This is a genomic window from Stappia sp., from assembly GCF_048268045.1.
Lineage (GTDB): Bacteria > Pseudomonadota > Alphaproteobacteria > Rhizobiales > Stappiaceae > Stappia.
This window is the reverse complement of the sequence record NZ_JBLWWG010000008.1, coordinates 41,890-63,729: the sequence shown is the minus strand read 5'-3', so window position 1 is coordinate 63,729 and position 21,840 is coordinate 41,890. Positions and strand designations below refer to the sequence as shown.

Here is a 21,840-nt window from a genome sequence, read left to right as displayed (position 1 = left end):
GTCCGCAATACGCGGCAGGGCGGAAAATGAGTTGGCGAATGCGGATTACAGCCCGCTGACGTCAAATGCAGCAGCAACGGGCCACCCGGTGCAAGTGCTCTGGTTGCCCCGCGCCACGCATCGCACCTCCACCGCGCCCAGGTTCCCGGTCGCAAGCTTCAAGTCGGACTTGGCGGCGCGCCCACCTTCATCGGCCGCCGCGCGAGTGCTTTCCGTGGCGCCATGCGCCGTGGCCTGCGTCTCCGCCAGCACCAATACGGCAGCACCCGTGGACAGGGTCAGGGCAACGGCGATTGCGACAGCGTAGGGCTTGATCTTGGGCGTTTTCATCACGGTACCTCCGACAGGTTAACGCGGAAGCAGGGATTTGGTTTCACACACCCGGCTCCGACGCCAGCTCGACAGGCGAGCCCTGCGTCTCGGCCGCCGGCAGCATCACGCTCAGGCGTCCCGGCACGATGTCGACGGATCCGGGCAGGGACACGCGGACGAGCTCTCCGTCGACGGAGGCCATGACCTCATTTCCTCGCCCGGCTTCGAGATCAACGCGGACCGCCTCCCCGCTCGCGATCTCGGGGTTCTCCGCAAACCGGCCGAGCAGCGTCTCCGCACCAATGCGCAGGAGCGAGGGCCAGGAGAAGCTGTGACAGAAATAGACGCCGAGCCGTCCGCCCGTCAGCCAGTCCGCATAAGGCATGTGCCCGCGACCGAAGGCGTTGTTGGAGACAATCAGCGCTGTGGCCGGGCGTTCGTGAAGCGTACCGTCGACCTTGGCAAGCAACCGCAGACGACGCGGTTTCCTGACCGTCAGCCAGAACGCGCGCGCACCGGCAATCATCTTGCCCAGCCGCGAGCGATGGGTCATGCGCTCGCGCTGGCGGATCAGCGCGGGATGCAGGCCGAAGGACACATGATGGAGAAAGAGGTCGCCATTGATCATCCCGACATCGATGTGCGCTTGCCTTCCACCGGCGATGGCAAGGGCGGCTGCGCCAGGTTCCATCGGCATGCCCAGCGCCCTGGCGAACAGGTTCATCGTCCCAAGCGGAAGGAACGCCAGCGTCGCCGGGTGGTCCTGAAGATCGCGGGCGCAGCGCGAGAGCGTGCCGTCGCCGCCGCCCAGGACGATCAGATCATGTGCCTTTTGGCGGCTGAGCGCGCGCGTTTCCGCGGCAAGCCTGCGCGGTGCCCGCAGCCGCAGGTCCACCAAGTCGCCACGGTCAAGAAAAGGCTCGCAGATCCGGCGGACAAGTGCGTCGGTGTCAGCGCCGCGGACAGTGCCCGCATTGCGATTGAGGAGAATGCAGACCCTGCGTTTCGAGCTGGACGCCATGAGACCTCTTCGCGTGTCGCGGATGCGCGGGACGGGGCCGCGCCTTGCCACAGGACAACCGCGAACCGGCCGCCTGGTTCCCTCACCTCACTTGCTGGCGCAGGAACTCGATAAACACGGGATTGGTCCCATAAGCGACGTTGACGCGGATCGCGGCCGCCCCGCGCGCACTCCGGTCGGGCGTGAACACGCTGCCGGGGGCGAGAAAGATGCTGCGCTCCGCCGCCTTGCGGCACAGCTCCAGTTCGTCGACATCACCCGGAAACTCCGCCCAGAGATAGAAGCCGGGCGTCACACTCTGCCGCACCTTCAGGCCAACCGCCTCGAGTTGCGCGCCGGAGGCCTTGTGCGCCTCCTCGACCCGCGCCTTGAGCCGGCGAAGGTGACGCAGATACTGCCCTCCCTGGATCAGGTGAAAGACGAAGCGCTCCACATAGTCCGAGGTCGCGACCGTCGTCAGCATCTTGAGATTGCTCAGCGCACCGACGATGGAGGAATGGCCGGCGACAAACCCGCAGCGCAGGCTTGCCGACAATGTCTTGGAAAAGGTCCCCACATAGAGCACGCGATTGAGCTGATCGAGCGCGGCAAGCCTGGGAAGCGTCGCAGGTACGATGTCGGCAAGCGCATCGTTTTCCACGATCAGGAAGCCCCAGCGTTCTGCGAGTTGCATCAGCCCGAAAGCCACTGCCGGCGAAAGGGTGCCGCCCGTCGGGTTGTGCGCATGCGACTGGGTGAAAAAGACCTTCGGCCGATGCACGGCGAGCTTCGCCGCCAGGTCTTCCAGATCCGGCCCGTCAGCACCGCGACGGATGCCGACCATATGCGCCTTGGCGAGCGTCAGCTTGCCGAAGAGCGGATAGTAGCCTGGATCGTCGACAAAGACCGTGTCGCCTGGCTCGATCAGATGACGGATGATCAGGTCGAGCCCGTGATTGACGCCATGGGTGAGCAGAAGGCCGTCCGGCGGCACGGATATGGAGCGTTCGAGCAGCAGCATGCGCAACCGCTCGCGCAAGGGAGCGTAGCCCCAGGAGCTGCCGTATCCGAAGTCCACCGAGGCCGGCTCGGCCGTCTTGAAGCCGGAGAAGAAGCGTTTGAGCTCCGATCCTTCCGTCCAGAACGCAGGAGGACGCCCGTCGCCGGGGCGGACCTCATAGTGCTGATCGAGCTGCTCGCGCAGCAGCGACACGACGTCCACCGCCGCCGCCACATGAGGAGCCTGAGGGACCGGGCGAACGATCTGGAACTGTGCCACATAGTAGCCGGATCCCGCGCGGGCCTCGAGCAGGCCCTGCGCCACCAGCCGGTCATAGGCCTCCGCCATTGTGTTCTTCGAAACGCCGTGCTCGCGGGCCGCCTGACGCACGGAGGGCAGCCGCTCGCCGGCCTTGTAGGCGCCGGCGGACAGCAAGCCGCTGACATGCTGGACGATTTTGCCGGCCCTCGACATGCGTGCTTTCGCAGCCTTGACGATGATTGTCCCACCCATTCAATTGGGACAGTCATTGCGAAATCGCATGCAACTGTCCCTTGATTGTCCCATTTCATTTTATGACAATTCGAGCTGGTCTACAAACATACAATCCCCGGGAGGATGCCCATGACCGATTTGACCCGCCGCCGTCTGCTGACGGCCTCGGCGCTTGGCGGCGCCGCGACGCTTGCCATGCCCGCGATTGCCCATGCCCAGGAAACCGTTCAGTGGCGCATGCAGGCGCTGTGGGACGGCGGCACGACGCCGTTCGAATTCGAGAAGAAGTTTGTCGAGCGCGTTGGCGAGCTGACCGACGGCCGTTTCGAGATCAAGCTGTTCTCCGCGGGCCAGCTCGTGCCAGCGAACCAGGCTTTCGACGCCGTGCGTGCCGGCGCCTTCCAGATGATGAAGACCTTCGACGGGTACGAAGCGGGCAAGATCCCCTCCTTCGCCTTCACCTCGACCATTCCCTTCGGCTTCCCCGAGGCGGATCAGTACGAGGCGTGGTTCTATGAACTCGGCGGTCTCGAGATGGCCCGCGAGGCCTATGGCAAGGCCGGCCTGTCCTACATTGCTCCGACCGTTTACGGCCAGGAGCCGATGCACTCCACCGTCCGGATCGAGACCATCGCCGACATGGCCGGAAAGAAGGGCCGCTTCGTCGGTCTCGCCTCCGCCGTCATGGGTGACCTCGGTGTCGCGGTGACGCCGCTGGCCACCGCCGAGGTCTATTCGGGCCTCGAAAAGGGCCTGATCGATTTCGCCGACCGCGGCGACCTGACGGCCAACTACGAGGCCGGTCTCGCCGAGGTGGCGAAGTTCATCATCCTGCCGGGCGTGCACCAGCCGACGACCGCGACCAGCTACGTGGCCAACACCGCCGCCTACGAGGCGTTGCCCGCAAGCTTCAAGGCGGCGCTCGCCGTCGCCGCCCGCGAAATCTCCGGCTCGCTGCGCCAGCGCATCCTCGTCGAGGACACCAAGGTTCTCGACAAGTATCGCGAGCAGGGCGTCGAGGTGATCCACCTCGACCAGGGCGATGTGGCTGAGGCCCGCGCCAAGGCGGTCGAATCCTGGTCCAAGGCGACCAAGGGCGATCCCCTCGCAACCAAGATCGTCGAGAGCCAGACCGCCTTCATGAAGTCGCTCGCTCTCCTTTGATCCCGACAAGACAGCAAGCGGGCGGCGCCAGCAGGCGCCGCCCGCCCGTTTCCGCCGCGCGTCGCGGCCAACCGGCAGCTCCATGAAAGCACTCTGCGCCTTTGTCACCGGCCTGAACCGGGTCCTTTTCGTCATCGCCGCCGCGATCATCTTCGCCGTCGTGCCGATGCTGCTCTATGAGGTCGTCGCGCGCTATGCCTTCAACGCGCCGACGGTCTGGGCCATGGAGGCAAGCACGCTCGTCTTCGGCCCCCACTTCATGCTGGCCGGCCCCTATCTGCTGCACCTGCACGGCCACGTCTCGGTCGACATCCTGAGCGAGCGGGTCAAGGGTGCGCCGCGCAAGGCGCTGGAAGTTTTCACCTACGCCGTCGTCGCGATCTTCGCCGCCGTCTTCGCCATGGTGAGCTGGCCGCTGGCGGTCAACGCCTATGCGCTCGGGGAGACCAGCTTCTCCGCCTGGAACCCGCCCATCTGGTGGCTGAAGTTCGTCGTGCCCTTCGCCTTTGCCATGCTTTTCGCCCAGGCCCTCGTCGAGGCGATTTCCGCCCTTTCCGGACAGTCTGACGAGGAGGCACGTCCATGAGCTCAGAGCTCGTCCTGGCGATCATGTTCGCAAGCCTCGTCGGCCTTCTGCTGACGGGCGTCCCGCTCGCCTTCACCCTCGGCGCTCTTGCGCTGGTCTTCACCATCACGCTCTGGGGACAGGCAGCGCTGGCCGTCACCGTGCTCAACCTGTTCGACACAATGCACTCGGAATCGCTTCTCGCGATCCCGCTGTACGTGATGATGGCCAGCATTCTGCAGCGCTCCGGGGTGATCGAGAGCCTCTACAAGGCCATGGAACTGTGGTCGCGCCGGCTTCCCGGCGGCCTTGCCGTCGGTACCATCGCCATCTGCACCATCATCGCCGCCATGACCGGCATCGTCGGCGCCGCGGTCGCGGCCATGGGCATGCTCGCCCTGCCCTCGATGCTGAAGCGCAACTACCAGCCGGAGCTGGCCATCGGCACGATCTGTGCCGGCGGCACGCTCGGCATCCTGATACCGCCCTCGGTGATCACCATCGTCTACGCCGTGACGGCACAGGCCTCCATCGGCCAGATGTTCATCGCCGGCGTGGTCCCAGGCCTGCTGCTTGCCTCGCTCTATATCGGCTATATCGTGCTGCGGGCGACGCTCAACCCGTCCGTCGCTCCCCGCCCGCCCGAGACCGAGGAGATCACCTGGAGCATCCGCATCGCGGCGCTCAAGTCGCTGGTGCTGCCGATGCTCATCATCGTCGGCGTGCTCGGCACCATCTACATGGGCATCGCCACACCGACCGAGGCGGCGGCCGTTGGCGTCGCGCTGGCCTTCGTCTCGGCGCTCATCGAGCGTCGCTTCGGCTGGGAGCTGATCCAGGGCGTCGGCATGGACGTTGTCAAGGTGACGACGATGATCCTCTGGATCACCATCGGCGCGCGCGCCTTCGTCGCCATCTTCACCGGAACCGGGGGAGCAGACTTCCTGCTCGGCTTCATCCAGAACCTGGAAGCAGACCGCTGGGTCGTGCTCGCCGTCATGCTGGCCATGCTCTTCTTCCTGGGCATGTTCCTCGACGAGATCGGCATCATCCTGCTTTGCGTTCCCGTCTTTCTGCCGGTGATCGACTATCTCGAGTTCGACAGGCTGTGGTTCGGCATCCTGTTCCTCGTCTCGGCGCAGATGGCCTACATCTCACCGCCCTTCGGATACACGCTCTTCTACATGAAGGGCGTGCTGCCCGCCGGCATCGGCATGGGCACCGTCTACCGCGCAATCATCCCCTTCATGCTCCTCCAGGCACTCGGGATCCTGATCTGCGCGATCTTCCCGGAGCTCGTGCTGTGGCTCCCCCAATCCATGATCAAGTAACAAGCAGGACACACGATGAGCGACGTCAGATCGTCTCGTATTGAAGGCCTCCACAAGATGGCGCCGGAGGCCCGCCTCCAGGCCGTGGCGCAACAGGCGGAGCTCGGCAACGCGGCCATCGCCAGCCTTTCGGCGGCCGCCGACGGACAGATCGAGCTGGCCGACCGACTGGTCGAGAATGCCATCTCCGCCATGTCCATTCCCGTGGGCATCGCCACCAACATGATCGTCGACGGGCGCGAGATGCTCGTGCCGATGGCGACGGAAGAATCCTCCGTCGTCGCCGCCGTCTGCAACGCCGCCAAGCGCTGCCGCCCGACCGGTGGCTTCAAGACCTCCAGCAGCGGCCCGGTGATGGCCGCCCAGATCCAGCTTCTCGGCGCCAGCGATCCGGAGAACGTCCGCCTCAAGGTCTATGAGCGCATGGACGAGATCCGCGCCATCTGCGACGAGACCGATCCGCTTCTGGTCAAGTTCGGCGGCGGCTTCCGCGATCTCGACATTCGCGTCATCGAGACCGACGAAGGTCCGATGACCATTGTCCACATCATTGTCGACACGCGCGACGCCATGGGCGCCAACGCCGTCAACAGCATGGCCGAGGCACTTGCCCCCAGGCTCGTCGAATGGACCGGCGCCCGCAGCCTGCTGCGCATCCTGACCAACCTCGCCGACCGGCGCCTGGTGCGTGCCCGCGCCGTGTGGCCGCTCGGAGAGATCGGCGGCGCGCAGGTCCGCGACGACATGCTCTCCGCCTTCCATTTCGCCGATGCCGATCCCTATCGCGCTGCGACCCACAACAAGGGCATCATGAACGGCGTCAGCGCCGTGGTTCTCGCCACCGGCAATGACACCCGCGCCATCGAGGCCGGCGCCCATGCCTTCGCGGCGAAGGACGGTCACTATCGCTCCATGTCACGCTGGGAGGCCGACGCGGACGGCAATCTGGTCGGCATTCTCGAAATGCCGATGGCCGTCGGCCTGATCGGTGGTGCGACCAAGGTCCACCCGACCGCCCAGGCCAACCTTGAAATCCTTGGCGTGAAGACCGCGGACGCGCTCGCTCGCATCATCGTCTCCATCGGCCTTGCGCAGAACTTCGCGGCCATGCGCGCGCTTGCCACGACCGGGATCCAGAAGGGTCACATGGCACTTCACGCCCAGAACGTCGCCCTGATGGTCGGCGCCATCGGCGCGGAGATCGACCAGGTGGCGAGCGAGCTCAAGGCGCTCGGGAAGGTTCGTCAGGACCTCGCCGAGGAGATCCTTGCCCGTCTTCGGGGCGGCAAGTGAGCCAACAGGTCGAAATCGTGGAGGTCGCCCCCAGGGACGGCCTCCAGGCCTGGCGCGAGCCAATCGCGACCGAGGCGCGTATCGGTCTGGTCGAGCGGCTGCGCGCGGCCGGTGCCACGCGCATCGAGGTCGGTGCCTTCGTCGCCCCGGACCGGGTGCCGCGCATGGCCGACACCGCCGAGGTGATGGCCGCGGCCGGCTCGCGCGAACAGGCAGGCGACATGGTGCTCGTCGCCAACCGGCGCGGGCTCGACCAGGCGCTGGAAAACGGCGCCCGTGCCATCGCCGTGTTCACCGCCGCGAGCGACGCCTTCGCTCAGAAGAACATCGGCCGCACGGTGGACGCCTCGCTCGAACGTTTCGCCCCCCTTGTTGCAACGGCGCGCGCGGCGGGTGTCTTCGTGCGCGGCTACATCTCCACGATCACGGACTGTCCCTATGCGGGCGAGATCCGGCCCGATGCGGTCGCGTCCGTGGCGCGGGCGCTTTACGGAATGGGCTGCGGCGAGATCGCGCTCGGCGAGACGCTGGGCCGCGCCACGCCGCGTCGGATCGCAGCCGTTGTCGAGGCGGTCGCCGCGCATGTCCCCATGTCGCACATGGCCGCGCATTTCCACGACACCTATGGCATGGGCGTCGTCAACGTGCTGGAGGCGGTACGCCTCGGCATCCGCACCGTCGATGCGGCGGCCGGCGGACTGGGCGGCTGCCCCTTCGCGCCCGGCGCGACCGGCAACGTCGCAACCGAAGACGTCCTCTACATGCTCGCGGGCGAGGGCTACGAGACCGGCCTGTCGATGGAGCGGCTGCTCGACGCGGTCGCCTATTGCGAGACCGACCTCGGCATTGCTCCGGTGAGCCGCGTCTACAAGGCCCACCGCGGCGCCTGAGCCGCGGCCATTCCTTTAGAAATGCAGGCCGACCTTGAAGCTCGCCGCGTGAGAGCGACTTTCCTCGCCGAAGCTGCCGTCGTAGCGCAGCTTGGCCTCGAAACGCTCGCCCTGTAGCAGGCTGACGCCGGCGGCAATGGTTCCCCGCACCTTCTCGCGATCGGAGAAAACGGAGAACTTCACACCCGACAACGCCCCGTTTGCAAAGGACTGCGTCAGCCGGTGCCCGTCGTCGAGCGCGAAGGCAACACCTGCCTCAAGGTACGGGCGCACCACAAGATCACCGTCGAACCGGAGATCCGTTCCCACGCGAAGCTGCGGATGCAGGTCGGCAAGGAACATGTCGTGGGGATCGACCGCCAGGCCGAGACTGCCGGCGTCCCGCTCCGTGTAGCCGAAGTCGTGGATCCAGGACATGTCGAGATCGAGCGTGGGGATCGCAAAGACCCTGCCGAAGTCCAGTTCATGTGCCAGACGCACACGCCCCGAAACGCCTGCAGCGCGAAGCCTCGCCTGCGCGGTGTCCCCCGAGATCGGCACGAACCGGCTGGAGTCGCCCCACGAGTAGGACGCGGACAGCGCTGCGGTCGCAAGCCACGGCCCTTGCGTGTACTTGAGCACGCCGCCGGCGTGAACCCCGTACCCCTCGCTTGAGATGCCCCGGCCGCTGCTGTCGCTGACGTTGAAGCCCGCGGCCAGCCCGAGCCGCCAGTTCTCGGCAATTGCGGCCTGCCGGCCGAACGAGAACCCTGAAAGACGCGCAGTGGTGTGCGCCGCGAAATTGTCGGTGTAACGATGGCTTGCCTTCGCCCAGGTGCATTCATCTTCGCGCAAGGCCGCCCAGGGCCCGTACTGGGTGCCGCAACTGTGCAGGTTGTCGATGTGCGAAATGGCAGCCGTATGCTGGTCCAGCGCCAGACTGTAGTCCTGCGAGGCGTCGAGGTGTTCCGTCAGCGTCTGCGACAAGCCTTCCAGGCTCGGCGTATTGGCCGCGCCGAGCAGGAACGCATAGAGCCGGTCGTCGCCGACACCGACGGCGGCGCCGCTCATCCAGCTCTCGACCAGCGGATCCACGGCAATGGCGACCGCCGCCGCGTTGCCGGAGAGCATTGTGCGCCCGAAGCTGGCGTTCACGCCGGTGATCTTGATGCTGTCGGCATCGCTTGTTGTCTGGAATGTCAGCACCGGGGTGTTGGCGACATGCCCGGCAAGCGCGCCCGCGCCGAAACTGTCGACGATCTCGACGGCATTCGCCAGCTTGCCGAAGGACGAGAGATAGGGATTGAGCGTGCCGCCGTTGCGTGTCACGGCAAGCGCGGAGATATAGGCCGACGTGCCGGCGCCCGGATCGATCTCCAGGAAGTGGCGACTGCCCTGCTCCGTCGTGTAGAGGCCGATGCCAAGGAGCGACCCGTCGAGCACGCCCCTGTTGAGCACGGAGATATTGCCGGCTGTCGCCTCGATGGTGCCTTCGACGCCTCCGCTCGTCCCGATCACGATCTCGCCCCGGCCATTGGCACTGATGGCGCGCTGCTTGCCGCCGTAGGTCGCGATCTTGGAGCCGTCGGCACCGACCGCGGCGACGGTGCCATCGATGTTGAGCTGGAACTTCGAGCGCTCGTCGCCGATCAGGACAGCGCTGGTCGCCGTGTCCGTGTCCCGCGCAAGCACGAAGGCACCCTTTCGGATATCAACCTTCGTGGAAAGCGTCGTGCCGCCCGATGTTGTCGCCATGCCGTTGATCGCGCGGATGCCGGCACCGCCCTCGCCCGAGGCGATCACCTTGCCCGAGACATCGAGCGAGATGCCAAGCCCGTCCGAGCGTCGCGCCAGCGCATAGATGCCCGAGGCATGAGCGCCGGAAACCGAGACCGTGCCGCTTTGCGTGACACTCACCTGGCCGGACTGCGCGCCGGTTTCATATCCGTTGAGCACCCGCTCGCCGTCATCACTTTCCAGAACCAGCGCCGCGCCACTTGCGGAATAGGCGAAGATGCCGTCCGAATAGTCGCCGCTCGTGCGGATGTCGCCATGAGACGTCACAGATACCGCGCCGCTTGCCCCGCTCGCCCCGACATGTATCGTCGGGACTCCGGCAACCTTGCCGTTGACCGTGACCAACCCGCCACCATTGCCGGCGGACTGGGCGAAGATTGCGTGCGCATGGCGGCCCGTCGTGCTGATCGCGCTGGCTGCGTCCAGTGAGACGGAAACCGCGCCTCCGCCCCCGCCGCCGCTTGCCTGAAGGTCCAGATCGAGTGTGACCGGACCGCCCCCCGCGTCGAGGGACAACAGCCCGCCACCGCCACCGATCGATTGCGCCAGAACGCCATAGGCAAAGTCTCCGCCCGTGGTGATCGTCCCTCCGATCAGCGCGACCATCGCGGTTCCACCATTGCCGCCCGCGGTCGTCGTCTTGCCGAATGTCGAATGAAGATCGACCGTGGCGATGCCATCCGCAAGGACACCCGCGATGCCGCCACCTCCGCCAATCGATTGCGCCACGATGGCGTGCGACAGATCGCCGGCGGTCGAGATCGTGCCTGTCAGCCCGGCCTCGACCTCGCCCGCAGCCGCGTAGCCTGCCGTCTGTGTCCCGAAATCAAGGCGCAATGTCGCGCTGTCGCTCTTGGCCAGATCGGCAAGGAACTCGCCGCCGCCACTGCCGACGGACTGCGCCAGAACGCCAAAGGAGCCCGCTCCGCCGGTGACGACAGAGCCGGTGACGGCAACCGTCGCGCGACCGCCAGCTCCCTCCGCCGCGCCGCTTCCGCCAAGCCTGGCAGTGATGCTCTGGCTGGCGACGGCAAGCGCGTCGGAGACGACCACCCCAGCGCTTCCGCCACCGGAGGAGACCGATTGCGCAACGATGCCATGCGAAAGATCGCCGCCCGTGACCACGCGCGCGGCATTGCCGCTCGACGGCTGAAGTGTCACCTTCGCCTCACCGCTGCGGGCCGGATGACCGCCGTATCCCTGCTCTCCGCCCAGGGTGACGTCGAATGTCGCGGTCGGCACGTCGCCAGCGATATGGGTGCTGTCGAGAACCGTGGCGAAGGTTCCGCCGCCACCCGAGATCGACTGGGCAAGCACCCCGCGCGATCCGACGCCGGCCGTCATCGCCATGGCACCGCCAGAGAGCGTAACCGAACTCCTGCCAGACGCGCTGGCCAGCGCGTGATCCTTCGATCCGAGCTGTACGGTGAAGTCATAGGTCGAGCTTTCAGTGCCGGCGCTCTCGCTGGCCGGAGCCGTCTCTCCCACCCGCAGGCTCAAGGCCTCCACGTGCCCGATATCGCCACCACCGCCGCCGATGGACTGGGCCAGTATCGCGTGAGACACGGCGCCGGTGGTCGAGGCAACGCTGCCGGCCGCAGCGCCGATATCGACGCTGCCACCATTTCCCTCGGCGCCTGTCTCCGCGCCGCCGAAGATCTTTCGCGCAATCTCGCGCGTGACCACCGCCTTGACGTTCGGCGGCGAGGGAGCGGATGCCCCACTGTCGCCGCCATCAGTCGCGTTCTTGAGATCGAACGTGTCAACCAGCCCATGCATCCCGCCGCCACCGCCGAGCGACTGGCCGACAAGGCCGTGCGCATTGGCGCCGGAGGTGTAGGCACTGCCACTGTTGAAGATGGAAACGGCCAGTCCGTTGCCACCATTGCCGCCAGCGCCGCCCACGGTCGTGGTCGTCGTGCCGCTGGTGACGGAGCGCTTGCCGTGATCGGTATTTTTCGCCCCCAGGCTTGCGGTTCGGGTGATGATGTCGCCCCCCGCACCGCCGCCGCCGCCAATGGACTGCACGACAACCGCCGCCGAGCGATGGCCCTGCGTTGCAACGGTGCCGGAATTTGTGAAGACCTGCTTCGCCTCGCCGGAACTGCCGCCGTTGCCGCCCGAACCACCGTCGCCGCCGATGACAGCGTTGAGGTTCTTGACCTTGGATCCAGCGCCGGCCGCAAGCCGGGCCGAATTGCCGCCGAAGCCGCCCCCGCCGCCGACCGACTGAAGCAGAACGCCGAACGCATTGTTCCCAACGGTCGCGATGGTCCCGGTGTTCTTCGCCGAGATATCGCCGCCATCGCCCCCCGCTCCCCCCTTGCCGCCGATGTCGACGCCAATGTTGGTGACGGACTTTCCCGCCGCGCCGGAGACGGAAGCGACGTTGCCGCCCGCGCCACCGCCACCGCCGACCGACTGGATCAACATGCCGGTCGAGTGATTGCCGTTGGTGCGGATGGATGCGGTATTGGCGGCGATAACCTTGCCACCGTGATTTCCACCGCCGCCAGTCCCACCAATCGACGTTTCAAGGTTGATGGCGTTGTTCTTTTTCTCCAGATCGGCAGGCGCCGAAAGGGTGAAGGCGATCGTCGAGGCAGCGCCGCCATTGCCGCCACCACCGCCCACAGACTGGACGAGAATGCCGTGGGAGATGTCGCCATCGGTCGTGATCGCACCGGAACTGGCGAGATCGACCGTTCCGCCCTTGTGCCCATTGCCGCCGTCGCCACCCACAGCCGCGCCGCCCCCGAGGGATCCGCGGGCCGCATCAGAGATCGTCACATTTGCGGTGATCGCCGCGCCGCCGTTGCCGCCGCCGCCGGCGATGGACTGAGCGATCAGACCGGTCGACATGTCGCCGCTCGTGGCGATTGCCGTCGCCGAGGCGATATCGATCTCTCCCGCCGTGCCGCCCGGACCTCCCTTGCCGCCAACTGCAACAGGGGTCGTGATGCTCTTGGCGTCCGGCCCTGCGGTGATGCTGGCGTTGACGCTCGTGGCCGTGCCGGCGTTGCCGCCGCCGCCGCCAATCGACTGGATGAGCATGCCGGCGGAATTCGCACCCGCCGTGGTCACGCTGCCGCCTTTGGTGGTCAGCGAGACAGCGCCACCGTTGCCGCCATCGCCCCCGCGCCCGCCCACGGAGACCGGTGCAGAGAACGATCCCTCGGAGGACGCCGATAAGGTCACGGCAGAGGCATTGCCGCCGTTGCCGCCGCCGCCACCGACCGACTGGGCGATCACGCCTATGGAGTTCTCACCCGTCGTCGAGATCACCCCGACGCCGTCGATGGTGACGGCATCCCCGTGACCGCCGCTGCCGCCGCCGCCGCCCACGGAGGCTCCGAGCGTGATGGACTGTTGCGTCGAGGCGGAAACGCTCACCGTCGTCGCGGAGCCGCCGTTGCCACCGCCACCGCCGATGGACTGGGCCAGAACGCCGGCAGAATTTCTGCCAAGCGTCATCACACTGCCCGACCCCTTGAAGGTAACTGCCCGGCCGATCCCGCCCGTGCCGCCGGAGCCGCCGATGGCGACCGAGGCGTTCAGCGTCGGTCCGATGCTGACGCCGGCGCTGAAGGCAAGCGCGGATCCGCCATTGCCACCGCCGCCACCGATGGACTGCAGGACGATGCCGTCGGAATTCTCGCCTTCGGTGCGGATCGCGCCGGCACTGCTCAGCGTTACGGTCTCGCCGTCACCGCCGTGCCCTCCGTGACCACCGATGGCGACGCTTGCCGAAATGCTGTCGACATCGCTTCCCACGCTCAGGCTGAACGCATGCGCACCGCCACCGTTGCCGCCGCCGCCGCCCACGGACTGCAGGACGATGGCGTCGGAATTCGCATCGTAGGTGGTCACCCCGCCGTCGGCGATGCCGGTGATCCTGCCGCCGTTGCCGCCGGTTCCCCCCGAGCCGCCAATGGCGACCGAGGCGGAGAACGAAACGCCGTCACCGTAGGAGACGGACGAGGACCCCGCCGAACCGCCATTGCCGCCACCGCCGCCGACCGACTGGGCCAGAACACCGACAGAATGGGTGCCGGCCCCATCGATCAACCCGGCGTTGGCGGTGTTCTCGGTGCCCGTCGTGATCGACGAGCCGGCGCCGAGATCAATCGTGATCGCGCCGCCATCGCCGCCGGAGGCCCCCTTGCCGCCCATGGACACGGATGTGGCCAGGATCGGCGCGGAGGAAGAGGCATGTGCCTGACCGCCCGAGCCGCCACCGCCGCCAATCGACTGCGCGATGATGGCCGAGGCGTGATGCCCGCGCGTCGCGATGCTCGCCTGATCGCCGAGCGTGACATCCAGAGTGCCGCCATTTCCCCCGGTGCCGCCGGAGCCGCCCACCGCGACGGAGGAGAAATAGGCCTGTGCCCTGGCGCTGCCGCCCGATCCGCCGCCACCGCCGATCGACTGGACGATGATCGCATTGGCAAGGTCGCCTTCGGTCAAGATGCTGGCGGCCTTGCCAAGATGCACCGTGACCGCGCCACCATCGCCTGCCGCGCCGCCCTTGCCACCGATGGCCACCGCCGAGAAAACGCCCGTTGCCACCGCGTTGCCGCCGCGCCCTCCGCCGCCGCCGACGGAAATCAGGTGAATGCCGTTGGCGAATGCCCCCGAGGTGTGGACGCTGCGGTCTCCCGCGCCAAGGGACGTGCCGGTCATGTTGACGATGACGTTGCCGCCCCTGCCGCCGGCCCCACCGCTACCGCCAACCGCGATCTCGCCCTTGCCATCGCCGCCATCCTGACCGCCGCCGGCAACGCTGATCCCGTAGATCGCGGTGGAGAAATAGCCTTGGGTCGTGATCGTGCCCGAGTTGGTGACAGAAATGGCCCCGCCATCCCCACCGCCTCCGCCGGCGGCGCTCTCGCCACCGGAGCCGCCCCGCCCTGCGACCGATTGCGCAAAAACGCCGTCGGAAAGCATCCTCGTGGTCAGGATCGAACCGCTGTTGGTGACGTTGACGGTACCGCCGTCGCCCCCCTTGCCACCAACACCGCCGATGCCCCCGCCGCCAGCGCCGCCATTTCCTCCCGAGGTCTGTGCGAGGATCGCCGTTACCCTTATTTCATCGGTCTTGATCGAGCCTGAATTCGTGACCGAGGCCACCCCGCCATGGCCGCCATCGCCCCCCTTGGCGCCGGTTTTCACGGTATCCAGGAGCCCCTTGGCGGACATCCCCCCCGTGTTGCCGTCGCCGCCGATGCTGCGCACCCGCACCCCGACATAGGCGCCATTGCCGATCACGATATCTCCGGTGTTGACGATGGCCGCCGCACCACCGTCGCCGCCGGCGCCGCCAAAGCCGCCGGCGACCCCCTGCCACGCTCCGACCACCACATCGCTGACGCTTCCGCCCCCGAGACCGCCAATGCGCCCCGTGCTGGTTGCCTCGAGCGCGGAGCTGCCATCACCGCTGACCGTCAGCGTGCCGCCGTGGGTCAGCGTCACATCGCCGCCATCGCCACCCGCGCCACCCGTCCCGCCGGTCGCGAGCCTGCTCTTGAACGACAGACCGCCATTGCCGCCGATACCGCCGACCGCTCCCACGCCATACCCAAACTGATTGCTGTCGAGGGTTCCATCGATTGCGAGATTGATCGTCCCGCCGCCGCCGCCGGCCCCGCCGGGCGCTCCAACGACCACGATGCCAGCGTTGAACTCGTCGCCATTGCCCCCGGTGCCACCGTTGGAACTGACAAGGGTCGGGACGAGTTCGCCGCCCGACGCCGGTTCCACCCGGCATGAAACGGCCCCGCCACGCGCACCGGCCCTGGGAAGGACCGTGCCATGCCCGTCGGCGCCGTCCCCGCCATCTCGGGCAATGTGCAGCGGGCTTGCTCCGCCCTGCATGTCGCAGGCCGGCAGCGTGGTCGCATCGGCCCAGGCGGCACTTGAGACAAGGATTGCAGCAATGGAAGTTCCGAGCGCCAGCCGGTCAAACGTCAATCGGCGTCGCGCAGGTCCTGCCATCGGGACATCCTTCGATATTTGAATATCCCTTGATTTTTCTTGATTCCGCCCCGCCTGTCCATGCCTTTGCCAGAGCCGGACGGCAGACCACCCTCCTGCCCGCGCGCAAGCGCGAGCGGACCAGCGATAACATAGGGAAGGAGGCGCTCGAACGAAGGCAGACAGCCTGACCTGAAAGTATCAGCGAAACGCCGGACCGTTCCCTTACCCCTGGCGCAAAGCGAGTTTGGCCAACCTGTCCAGGGCTTGCAGGAACCGAGACCGGTCGGCCTTTGAAAAGGCCCGGCCGCCGCCCTGGTGGAACGGGTTCGCGGCGCGAATGTCCTGCATCAGATCCCGGGTTGCGAGCCGCTCGCCGATGTTGGCGAGGCTCAAGATCTGCCCGTCGTGCTGCAAGACATGCGACCCGGCCTTCAGGCAGCGATCCGCAAGCGGGATATCCGCAGTGATCACGACATCGCCGGGACCGCAATGCGCGGCAATCCACTGGTCCGCCACATCCGGCCCCTCAGCGACGATGCGAAGCGAGACAAGCGGGTTGCTTGAAGGCCGTATTCCGCCATTGCAGACAAGCACAACCGGAATGCCCAGCCGTGTTGCCACACGCTCCACTTCGGACTTAACCGGGCACGCGTCAGCATCGACATAGAGTGTGGTCAATTTTCAAGTTCCAGTATTGGCTACAGCATTCCAGAAGCTCGATGCCGCTCGTGGCGTATCGAAGGACGCGGTCCTTATACATGAGGAAACGCGGCTGCGGATACTCGCCGTACACAGCAATGCCCCCTAACGGCATGTCGTGTCCCAAGAAACTGGATCAACGGGCTTTCGTACGACCTTTCATCTCTGTCTGAGCTGGACGCAGGGGTCATCGCGTTGCGTCGCAGGCACAAGCACCGTCTCATCGAACGGAGCATCGCTCTGCGTTTCGACATAGGCGATGGAATGGACCTTCACCTCCGGCGCGGCCAGAGCGATCAGGCGGGGAACCCCCCAATCCTTGCGGGCATGCCCGTGCCCCGCGATCAACGCCACCGGCGGCCCATGCGCCTCCAGTGCGGCCAGCACGGCCCGCGCCAGTGCCGCGTCGCGCAGCCGTTGCGCTTCGACGAAGCCGCGCATCAGAGCCGCGGGCATCGCGCCGCAATGCACTTTCGCCTTGAGCGTCTCGCGCGCCGCCTGCTCCTTGCGAGGCAGCGGGCGATCAAGGCCGAAGCGCCGGCCGTCGGGCCCGAACACCCGAAAGGCGCTGGAGAAAATTGCCCGGCGCGCGTCCTCACGCGAAACGCCACCACCTTCAATCCGGGCCGAGCGACCGGCCATGAAGATCGGTGCGTAGAGTTCGAAGGCTGGCCAGTCGGTCATGTCCCACTGTGTCGCCAAGGCGATTGCAGCCGGATCGGAGCGATCCGCCTGCGAGGCGCGCTGCGCCGCCTCCGCAGACAGCATTTCGAACACCATCGTCATCGGCCGGAGCTTTTCGATCATCCGCGCCTGACGAAGATGTGCTTCCCGATTGTCGTGGACCTCGCCGAGGATCACCACATCCGCATCCCACTGATCCGCCACGCCCGGCGCATCCAGCCCGGCAAGCACGAAGACTGCCGCCGCGATCCGCGCCACTCCCCTCCTCACGCTTACCATGTCAGGCTCGCCTCCAGATGCAGCTCCACCACATGCGTCCCGCCGCCTGCCGAGACGAGGCGGTCTTGCGGTCCCGGCAGCACCTCCTGGAACACGACCGTCCGGCTTTCGCGCAGAATCCGGCGCAACAGCGCGACGCAGACCGGATTGGCGACGTCGATCCATTGCGGCTTGCGGTGCCGGTTGGCCATCGAGTTGCTCGCATGCCAATCCATGCCCGGCTTGCGGCTGACGAACACCTGCTCGGGCATGCCGCGCGCGCGGAAATACCGCCCCAGCCGCACCATGACATCGACCGAGGGCAGATGGGCTCCGCCTGGCCCCTCCCAGACCGCATCGAGAAGGTCCTGCGAGGTTTCATACCAGGTCTCGCGGAAGAGGACGCAGTCGCCGTGATATTCGCGCGGTCGATGCCGCTGGCGCCCCTCTTCGTCGCCGACGAAGCCCGCACCTGGATCCGGCCGCGCGACGGTGAGCGGACTGGTCAGATGAATCAACCAGTAGTGCAGCCCCCAGGCGGGCGTGGCGAGCACGCTGCCGAGGTTGAGGAAACGCAGCAGGCTCCCCGAGCCGTCGCGAACGATCAGACGCTGTCCCTGCGGCGCAAGCGACACATGGCACTCCCCGGTGTGCAACAGCGGAGTGTTGCCGCCGGGAGGAGAGAACCCCTCCAGGTAGCGGTCGACCAGACCCCGGTGTCGCTGCAGACTGTTGACGTCGCTGCCTCTGGACAGTCCGGCGAACCGCTCACCCGTCAGCTCTGTCTGCCGAGCCAGCCAGGCGCGCAGATGACGGCGCAGGGTTTCCGCCTCGCCGCTGCCGCCGTGGCTATAGCGGGCAAGCAGCCAGACCGGCTCGTTGAAGGTGCCGTTCAGGGCGAGCCGCAGCGCGCCATCCTCCCGGAACGGCTGGACATGGGCACAAAACGCATGGTGGCCGCTGCCAGGCCCGAGCGTCTCGGTGGAGAGCCGCCGCGCCAGCGCCGGATCCGACAGCCGCGCCACCAGCCCGGGCATGGCCCGTTCGATCTCTCCGGCGAAATGCGAAAGTGGCATCGAGCCGGCTTGCGGCGGTTTCACCGCAAGGAAGAGGTCGCGCAGCAGCCGATGCTCGGGCGAGGGCATGGAAAGGTCCGCGATGGTCCGGCAGACCCGATCCCGGATTCCGGCGATATCGTAGTGCGGCTCCCGCCGGAAGCGCACCCAGCAGTCGCGATGAAGCCGAGGTACGCCCCGCAGAAGCGGATCAGCCTCAAGCCGCGCCATCAGGGACGGATCGGGCTCGCCTGACAGCGCCACCGCCGCCTCGCTCACCTCCGGCAGGCAAAGCCGCACCAACCCCTTGTCTATCAGGCTCTGGGCAAGCTCCGCCGCCTGCTCCCGCGCCACGCCATGCCTCGCGCAGGTTTCGGCAAGTTCCTCCACGCGGAAGCGCCGCGACGCCAGATCCCGAAAGACCCGATCTATCGGCGGGCGCAGACGGAAACTCCTCGGCTGGACGCTTTCCCAGAGCGAGCCACGTGCCTGTGACAGACTGCGGAGTTCGACGTGAAACCGGTCCGTACCAGGTGCAAATGCCCCGGCCAACTCGAGTTCCGCCGGGGCCAGCATCCCCGCATGGTTCCTGCGCAACACCGCGGCCCACTCCTGCGCGAGGCTCTCGCTCGCCTGCAGGTCGAAGCGGATCGGTCCCGGTCCGCCGGAGGAGCCGTCTCGGCAGAGGCCGACCCCCATGTAGCGCTGAAACGGGCTGGTCTTTTGTGAGACACGTGCGAGATAGCGAAAAAGCCGCATCGCTGCCTTGACCCTGCGGCCCGGCTTTTCGTCCATATCTCCCAGGCAGCGTGCAAACCGGGCGAGCCGCTCCCGTACCTCGTCAAAGATCCACCGTGTCCGCTCCTCCCCGGCCAGCCCGGCAAGCGCGGCCAATATCCTGTCCACCTCTGCACCGTACCCATCCTCGAGCAGGTCGAACGCGTTCGAGAGACGCTGTGCGGCAGCGGCAAGCTCCGTCAGGTCCGCACCGGGTCCCGGCTCTTGACGCACAAGAACCGGAACCCTCCGGAACGTGCCGGCGACGAGCGTCCTGCGAAGCTGTCGGGAAGTCGAGCGAATTGCCGTTTTGTCTCCGGCAGCAAGCACGACGGTGCGCTGCGTCTCCCAGTCGGCCTGCGCCGCCTGCACGGCGTCCAACGCCTGTCGGAAGCCGGTCGAGACCAGGTCCTCGAGTGTTTCCGCCGGCAAGGGAGCAAGCCGCAGGACGAGGATGTCCGCCGCCGCCGCGCGCGGCCCGTCTCCAATCATCTTGCCTGGAACCTCCGGTACAGGAACCCGGCCGGCGCCTTGCCTCATGTCCCGATTGCCCGGACCCAGCGCTCCGAGGGTGCGGCCCGTCTCTCGCCCAGCTCTCCAGCCCGCTCCAGTGTGACATGCCCGCCCTGCATTTCGACGACAAAGTCGCCGAGTTCGGCAATGTCCGGATCATGGGTGACGAGAATGACCGTCGTGCCGCGCGCGCGGCAGGCGAGCAGCGCCTCCAGCACGCCGGCGCTGCTTTCCCGGTCGAGATTGCCGGTCGGCTCGTCGGCGAGAATAACGTCCGAGCGCATCGCCAGAGCGCGGGCAATCGCAACACGTTGCCTTTGCCCGCCCGACAGCTGAAAGGGGAAATGTCCGGCGCGAAAGCCAAGGCCGAGATCCTCCAGCGCCTGTTCGGCCCGCTCCCGGCATTCGCGTGCCGGCAGCGACATGTAGCGCGCCGGCAGGGCCACGTTCTCGGTGACCGAGATTTCCTCTATCAGGTTCAGGGACTGGAAGATGAAGGAGACCTTTTCCCGCCGCAGCGCCAACCTTCGACGCGCGCTCAGACGCGACACACATTCGCCATCGAACCGCACCTCCCCCTCGTCGGGGGCGTCCAGCAGCCCCATGATCGCCAGCATTGTCGTCTTGCCACACCCCGACGGCCCGATCACCGTGGTGAGCCGGCCCGAGGGGATCGCCAGCGACAGCGCGTTCAGCGCAGTTGTCTCTACATCGCGGCTGCGGAACCGCCTGGTAACGCCGTGGAGCTCGATGTGCATGACCGGCCTACTCGATCTTGAGATATTCGGCCTCGACGAAGCCGAGATAGGATGAGACGACGACCACACTCCCTGGTTGGGGGCCAGTCTTTAGCGCGACCTCTTCGCGGGTGGTGGCCAGGATCTCGACCGGCACCTTGCGCGCACGGCCCGTCGCTTCGTCCAGCGCGAAGATCCAGTTGCCGCCGGTCTGGGCGAGGAACCCGCCATTCGCGACGATGAGCACGTCGTCGGCAAGCGCCCGTGTGCGGATTTGGATGTCCAGCCGCTGGCCGTGGACGAGCCCCTCCGGCGGTGCCTCGACGAAGTCCATTTCCAGGGTGATCTTGCCGTCGATCACCTCGGGCAGGATCCGGCGCACCCGCAAGGCCCGCCAGGCACCCTCTGCGTCTCTCCAGCTTGCCTCGTCCCCCACCGAGAGGCGGTCCAGATAGATCTCGTCGACCTCCGCCTCGATGATCGGCGTGCCGAGCTCGAACAGGGTGACGAGGTTGCTGCCGCGCTCCACCACCTCGCCCCGCTTGACACTGAAATCGGAGAGGGTTCCATCCATCGTCGCCCGGATGTTCAGCGCGTCGAGCGAGTCCCGCGCCGTCTCGAGATTGCGCATCAGGTTGCCCGACAGCGTCTTGGCCTGCAGGATCTGATCGGTTTGCCACCCGATCCGCGATTTCAGCATCACAAGCCGCTTCTCCAGAACCGTATCGAGATAGGTTTCCTGCCGCATCAGACCCTTCACCTCGGAGGGCTTGTCGTGGCCTCTCATCAGCAACTGGCGGCGGCGCTCCAGCTCGATCTTGATCTCGCCAATCTCTTTGGTCAGCCGCAGAACCTCCAGTTCGTCCTCCTGGCGGCCGCGCTCGAGGCTTTGTTCGCGCTGCGTCAGCGCGTTCAATTGCTCGGCCACCTGCACCTCAAGATTGAAGAAGCTCATTTCCGTTTCCGGGTTCGATAGCTCGAACAGGAGCTTGCCGGCTCCGACCCGGTCGCCCGGCTTCACATGCACCGCGTCGACCCGCCCCGAGATGCTGTTTTGCAATGCAACGGAGGTGCGCGGCTTGACCAGTCCGGTGGCATGCAGCACCGGCTGGAATGCCCCTCGCCTGACGCGGTCGAGAACCACCTCGTCGCCTGCCAGGCGGATCACCCGGTCATCGGACCAGTCGACCTGTGTCGCCGCCATGGCCATCACGGCGATGGCAGCAACGATGGCGGCCACCAAACCGAGCGGGCGCCGCCACCAAATCCGCTTCAGCGGGCGGTCCATCGACTCAAGGCGCCGTTGCGTGACAGG

General features: G+C 66.7%; 14 protein-coding genes. 5 read left to right on the top strand and 9 right to left on the bottom strand.

Annotated elements, in window-relative coordinates:
• Positions 1-45 precede the first annotated feature (45 nt).
• The 3 genes from ACN0WF_RS14045 to ACN0WF_RS14035 form a co-directional block, all read right to left on the bottom strand.
• The gene (locus ACN0WF_RS14045; protein ID WP_417773395.1) at positions 46-330 is read right to left on the bottom strand and encodes a hypothetical protein; all 285 of its coding nucleotides are present in this window, start codon (positions 328-330) and stop codon (positions 46-48) included.
• 43 nt (positions 331-373) lie between these two features.
• Entirely contained in the window at positions 374-1,333 is a 960-nt protein-coding gene (locus tag ACN0WF_RS14040; protein WP_417773394.1) for a diacylglycerol/lipid kinase family protein, read from the bottom strand.
• Between the two features lie 82 nt (positions 1,334-1,415).
• Positions 1,416-2,786, bottom strand: a complete 1,371-nt coding sequence (locus ACN0WF_RS14035; protein WP_417773393.1) for a PLP-dependent aminotransferase family protein — start codon at positions 2,784-2,786, stop codon at positions 1,416-1,418.
• A 150-nt stretch (positions 2,787-2,936) separates the two neighbouring features.
• On the opposite strand from ACN0WF_RS14035, the gene dctP reads away from it, so the two are divergent.
• The 5 genes from dctP to ACN0WF_RS14010 all read left to right on the top strand — a co-directional run bounded on the left by dctP (position 2,937) and on the right by ACN0WF_RS14010 (position 8,050).
• Positions 2,937-3,971 (top strand): TRAP transporter substrate-binding protein DctP, encoded by a 1,035-nt coding sequence (gene dctP, locus ACN0WF_RS14030; RefSeq protein WP_417773392.1) that lies wholly within the window; start codon positions 2,937-2,939, stop codon positions 3,969-3,971.
• Between the two features lie 82 nt (positions 3,972-4,053).
• The gene (locus tag ACN0WF_RS14025; protein WP_417773391.1) at positions 4,054-4,557 is read left to right on the top strand and encodes a TRAP transporter small permease subunit; all 504 of its coding nucleotides are present in this window, start codon (positions 4,054-4,056) and stop codon (positions 4,555-4,557) included.
• Entirely contained in the window at positions 4,554-5,867 is a 1,314-nt protein-coding gene (locus tag ACN0WF_RS14020) for a TRAP transporter large permease (protein WP_417773390.1), read from the top strand. Before ACN0WF_RS14025 ends, ACN0WF_RS14020 begins: the two co-directional genes overlap by 4 nt.
• A 15-nt stretch (positions 5,868-5,882) precedes the next feature.
• The gene (locus ACN0WF_RS14015) at positions 5,883-7,160 is read left to right on the top strand and encodes a hydroxymethylglutaryl-CoA reductase, degradative (RefSeq protein WP_417773389.1); all 1,278 of its coding nucleotides are present in this window, start codon (positions 5,883-5,885) and stop codon (positions 7,158-7,160) included.
• Complete coding sequence (locus ACN0WF_RS14010) at positions 7,157-8,050, top strand: hydroxymethylglutaryl-CoA lyase (RefSeq protein WP_417773388.1); 894 nt, start codon at positions 7,157-7,159, stop codon at positions 8,048-8,050. Before ACN0WF_RS14015 ends, ACN0WF_RS14010 begins: the two co-directional genes overlap by 4 nt.
• Positions 8,051-8,065: 15 nt before the next feature.
• On the opposite strand, the gene ACN0WF_RS14005 is transcribed toward ACN0WF_RS14010, so the two are convergent.
• From ACN0WF_RS14005 to ACN0WF_RS13980, 6 genes are all read right to left on the bottom strand, one after another.
• Positions 8,066-15,820 carry a hypothetical protein gene (locus ACN0WF_RS14005; protein WP_417773387.1) on the bottom strand — a complete coding sequence of 2,585 codons (7,755 nt, stop codon included), beginning with the start codon at positions 15,818-15,820 and terminating at the stop codon, positions 8,066-8,068.
• 204 nt (positions 15,821-16,024) lie between these two features.
• On the bottom strand, positions 16,025-16,480 hold the full coding sequence (locus ACN0WF_RS14000) for a YaiI/YqxD family protein (RefSeq protein WP_417773386.1): 456 nt from the start codon (positions 16,478-16,480) through the stop codon (positions 16,025-16,027).
• Between the two features lie 180 nt (positions 16,481-16,660).
• The gene (locus ACN0WF_RS13995) at positions 16,661-17,464 is read right to left on the bottom strand and encodes a ChaN family lipoprotein (RefSeq protein ID WP_417773385.1); all 804 of its coding nucleotides are present in this window, start codon (positions 17,462-17,464) and stop codon (positions 16,661-16,663) included.
• On the bottom strand, positions 17,458-19,767 hold the full coding sequence (locus ACN0WF_RS13990; protein ID WP_417773384.1) for a hypothetical protein: 2,310 nt from the start codon (positions 19,765-19,767) through the stop codon (positions 17,458-17,460). The genes ACN0WF_RS13995 and ACN0WF_RS13990 overlap by 7 nt, the downstream gene beginning before the upstream one ends.
• A gap of 44 nt (positions 19,768-19,811) precedes the next feature.
• Entirely contained in the window at positions 19,812-20,546 is a 735-nt protein-coding gene (locus tag ACN0WF_RS13985) for an ABC transporter ATP-binding protein (protein ID WP_417773383.1), read from the bottom strand.
• Between the two features lie 7 nt (positions 20,547-20,553).
• Positions 20,554-21,813, bottom strand: coding sequence for an efflux RND transporter periplasmic adaptor subunit (locus ACN0WF_RS13980; RefSeq protein WP_417773382.1), 1,260 nt, complete (start codon positions 21,811-21,813; stop codon positions 20,554-20,556).
• Positions 21,814-21,840: the final 27 nt, after the last annotated feature.

Excerpts from the sequence above, each read along its gene's own strand:
- ACN0WF_RS14045 (WP_417773395.1), bottom strand. The coding sequence starts at position 330 with ATGAAAACGCCCAAGATCAAGCCCTACGCTGTCGCAATCGCCGTTGCC.
- ACN0WF_RS14040 (WP_417773394.1), bottom strand. The coding sequence starts at position 1,333 with ATGGCGTCCAGCTCGAAACGCAGGGTCTGCATTCTCCTCAATCGCAAT.
- ACN0WF_RS14035 (WP_417773393.1), bottom strand. The coding sequence starts at position 2,786 with ATGTCGAGGGCCGGCAAAATCGTCCAGCATGTCAGCGGCTTGCTGTCC.
- dctP (WP_417773392.1), top strand. The coding sequence starts at position 2,937 with ATGACCGATTTGACCCGCCGCCGTCTGCTGACGGCCTCGGCGCTTGGC.
- ACN0WF_RS14025 (WP_417773391.1), top strand. The coding sequence starts at position 4,054 with ATGAAAGCACTCTGCGCCTTTGTCACCGGCCTGAACCGGGTCCTTTTC.
- ACN0WF_RS14020 (WP_417773390.1), top strand. The coding sequence starts at position 4,554 with ATGAGCTCAGAGCTCGTCCTGGCGATCATGTTCGCAAGCCTCGTCGGC.
- ACN0WF_RS14015 (WP_417773389.1), top strand. The coding sequence starts at position 5,883 with ATGAGCGACGTCAGATCGTCTCGTATTGAAGGCCTCCACAAGATGGCG.
- ACN0WF_RS14005 (WP_417773387.1), bottom strand. The coding sequence starts at position 15,820 with ATGGCAGGACCTGCGCGACGCCGATTGACGTTTGACCGGCTGGCGCTC.
- ACN0WF_RS13995 (WP_417773385.1), bottom strand. The coding sequence starts at position 17,464 with ATGGTAAGCGTGAGGAGGGGAGTGGCGCGGATCGCGGCGGCAGTCTTC.
- ACN0WF_RS13990 (WP_417773384.1), bottom strand. The coding sequence starts at position 19,767 with ATGATTGGAGACGGGCCGCGCGCGGCGGCGGCGGACATCCTCGTCCTG.
- ACN0WF_RS13985 (WP_417773383.1), bottom strand. The coding sequence starts at position 20,546 with ATGCACATCGAGCTCCACGGCGTTACCAGGCGGTTCCGCAGCCGCGAT.
- ACN0WF_RS13980 (WP_417773382.1), bottom strand. The coding sequence starts at position 21,813 with ATGGACCGCCCGCTGAAGCGGATTTGGTGGCGGCGCCCGCTCGGTTTG.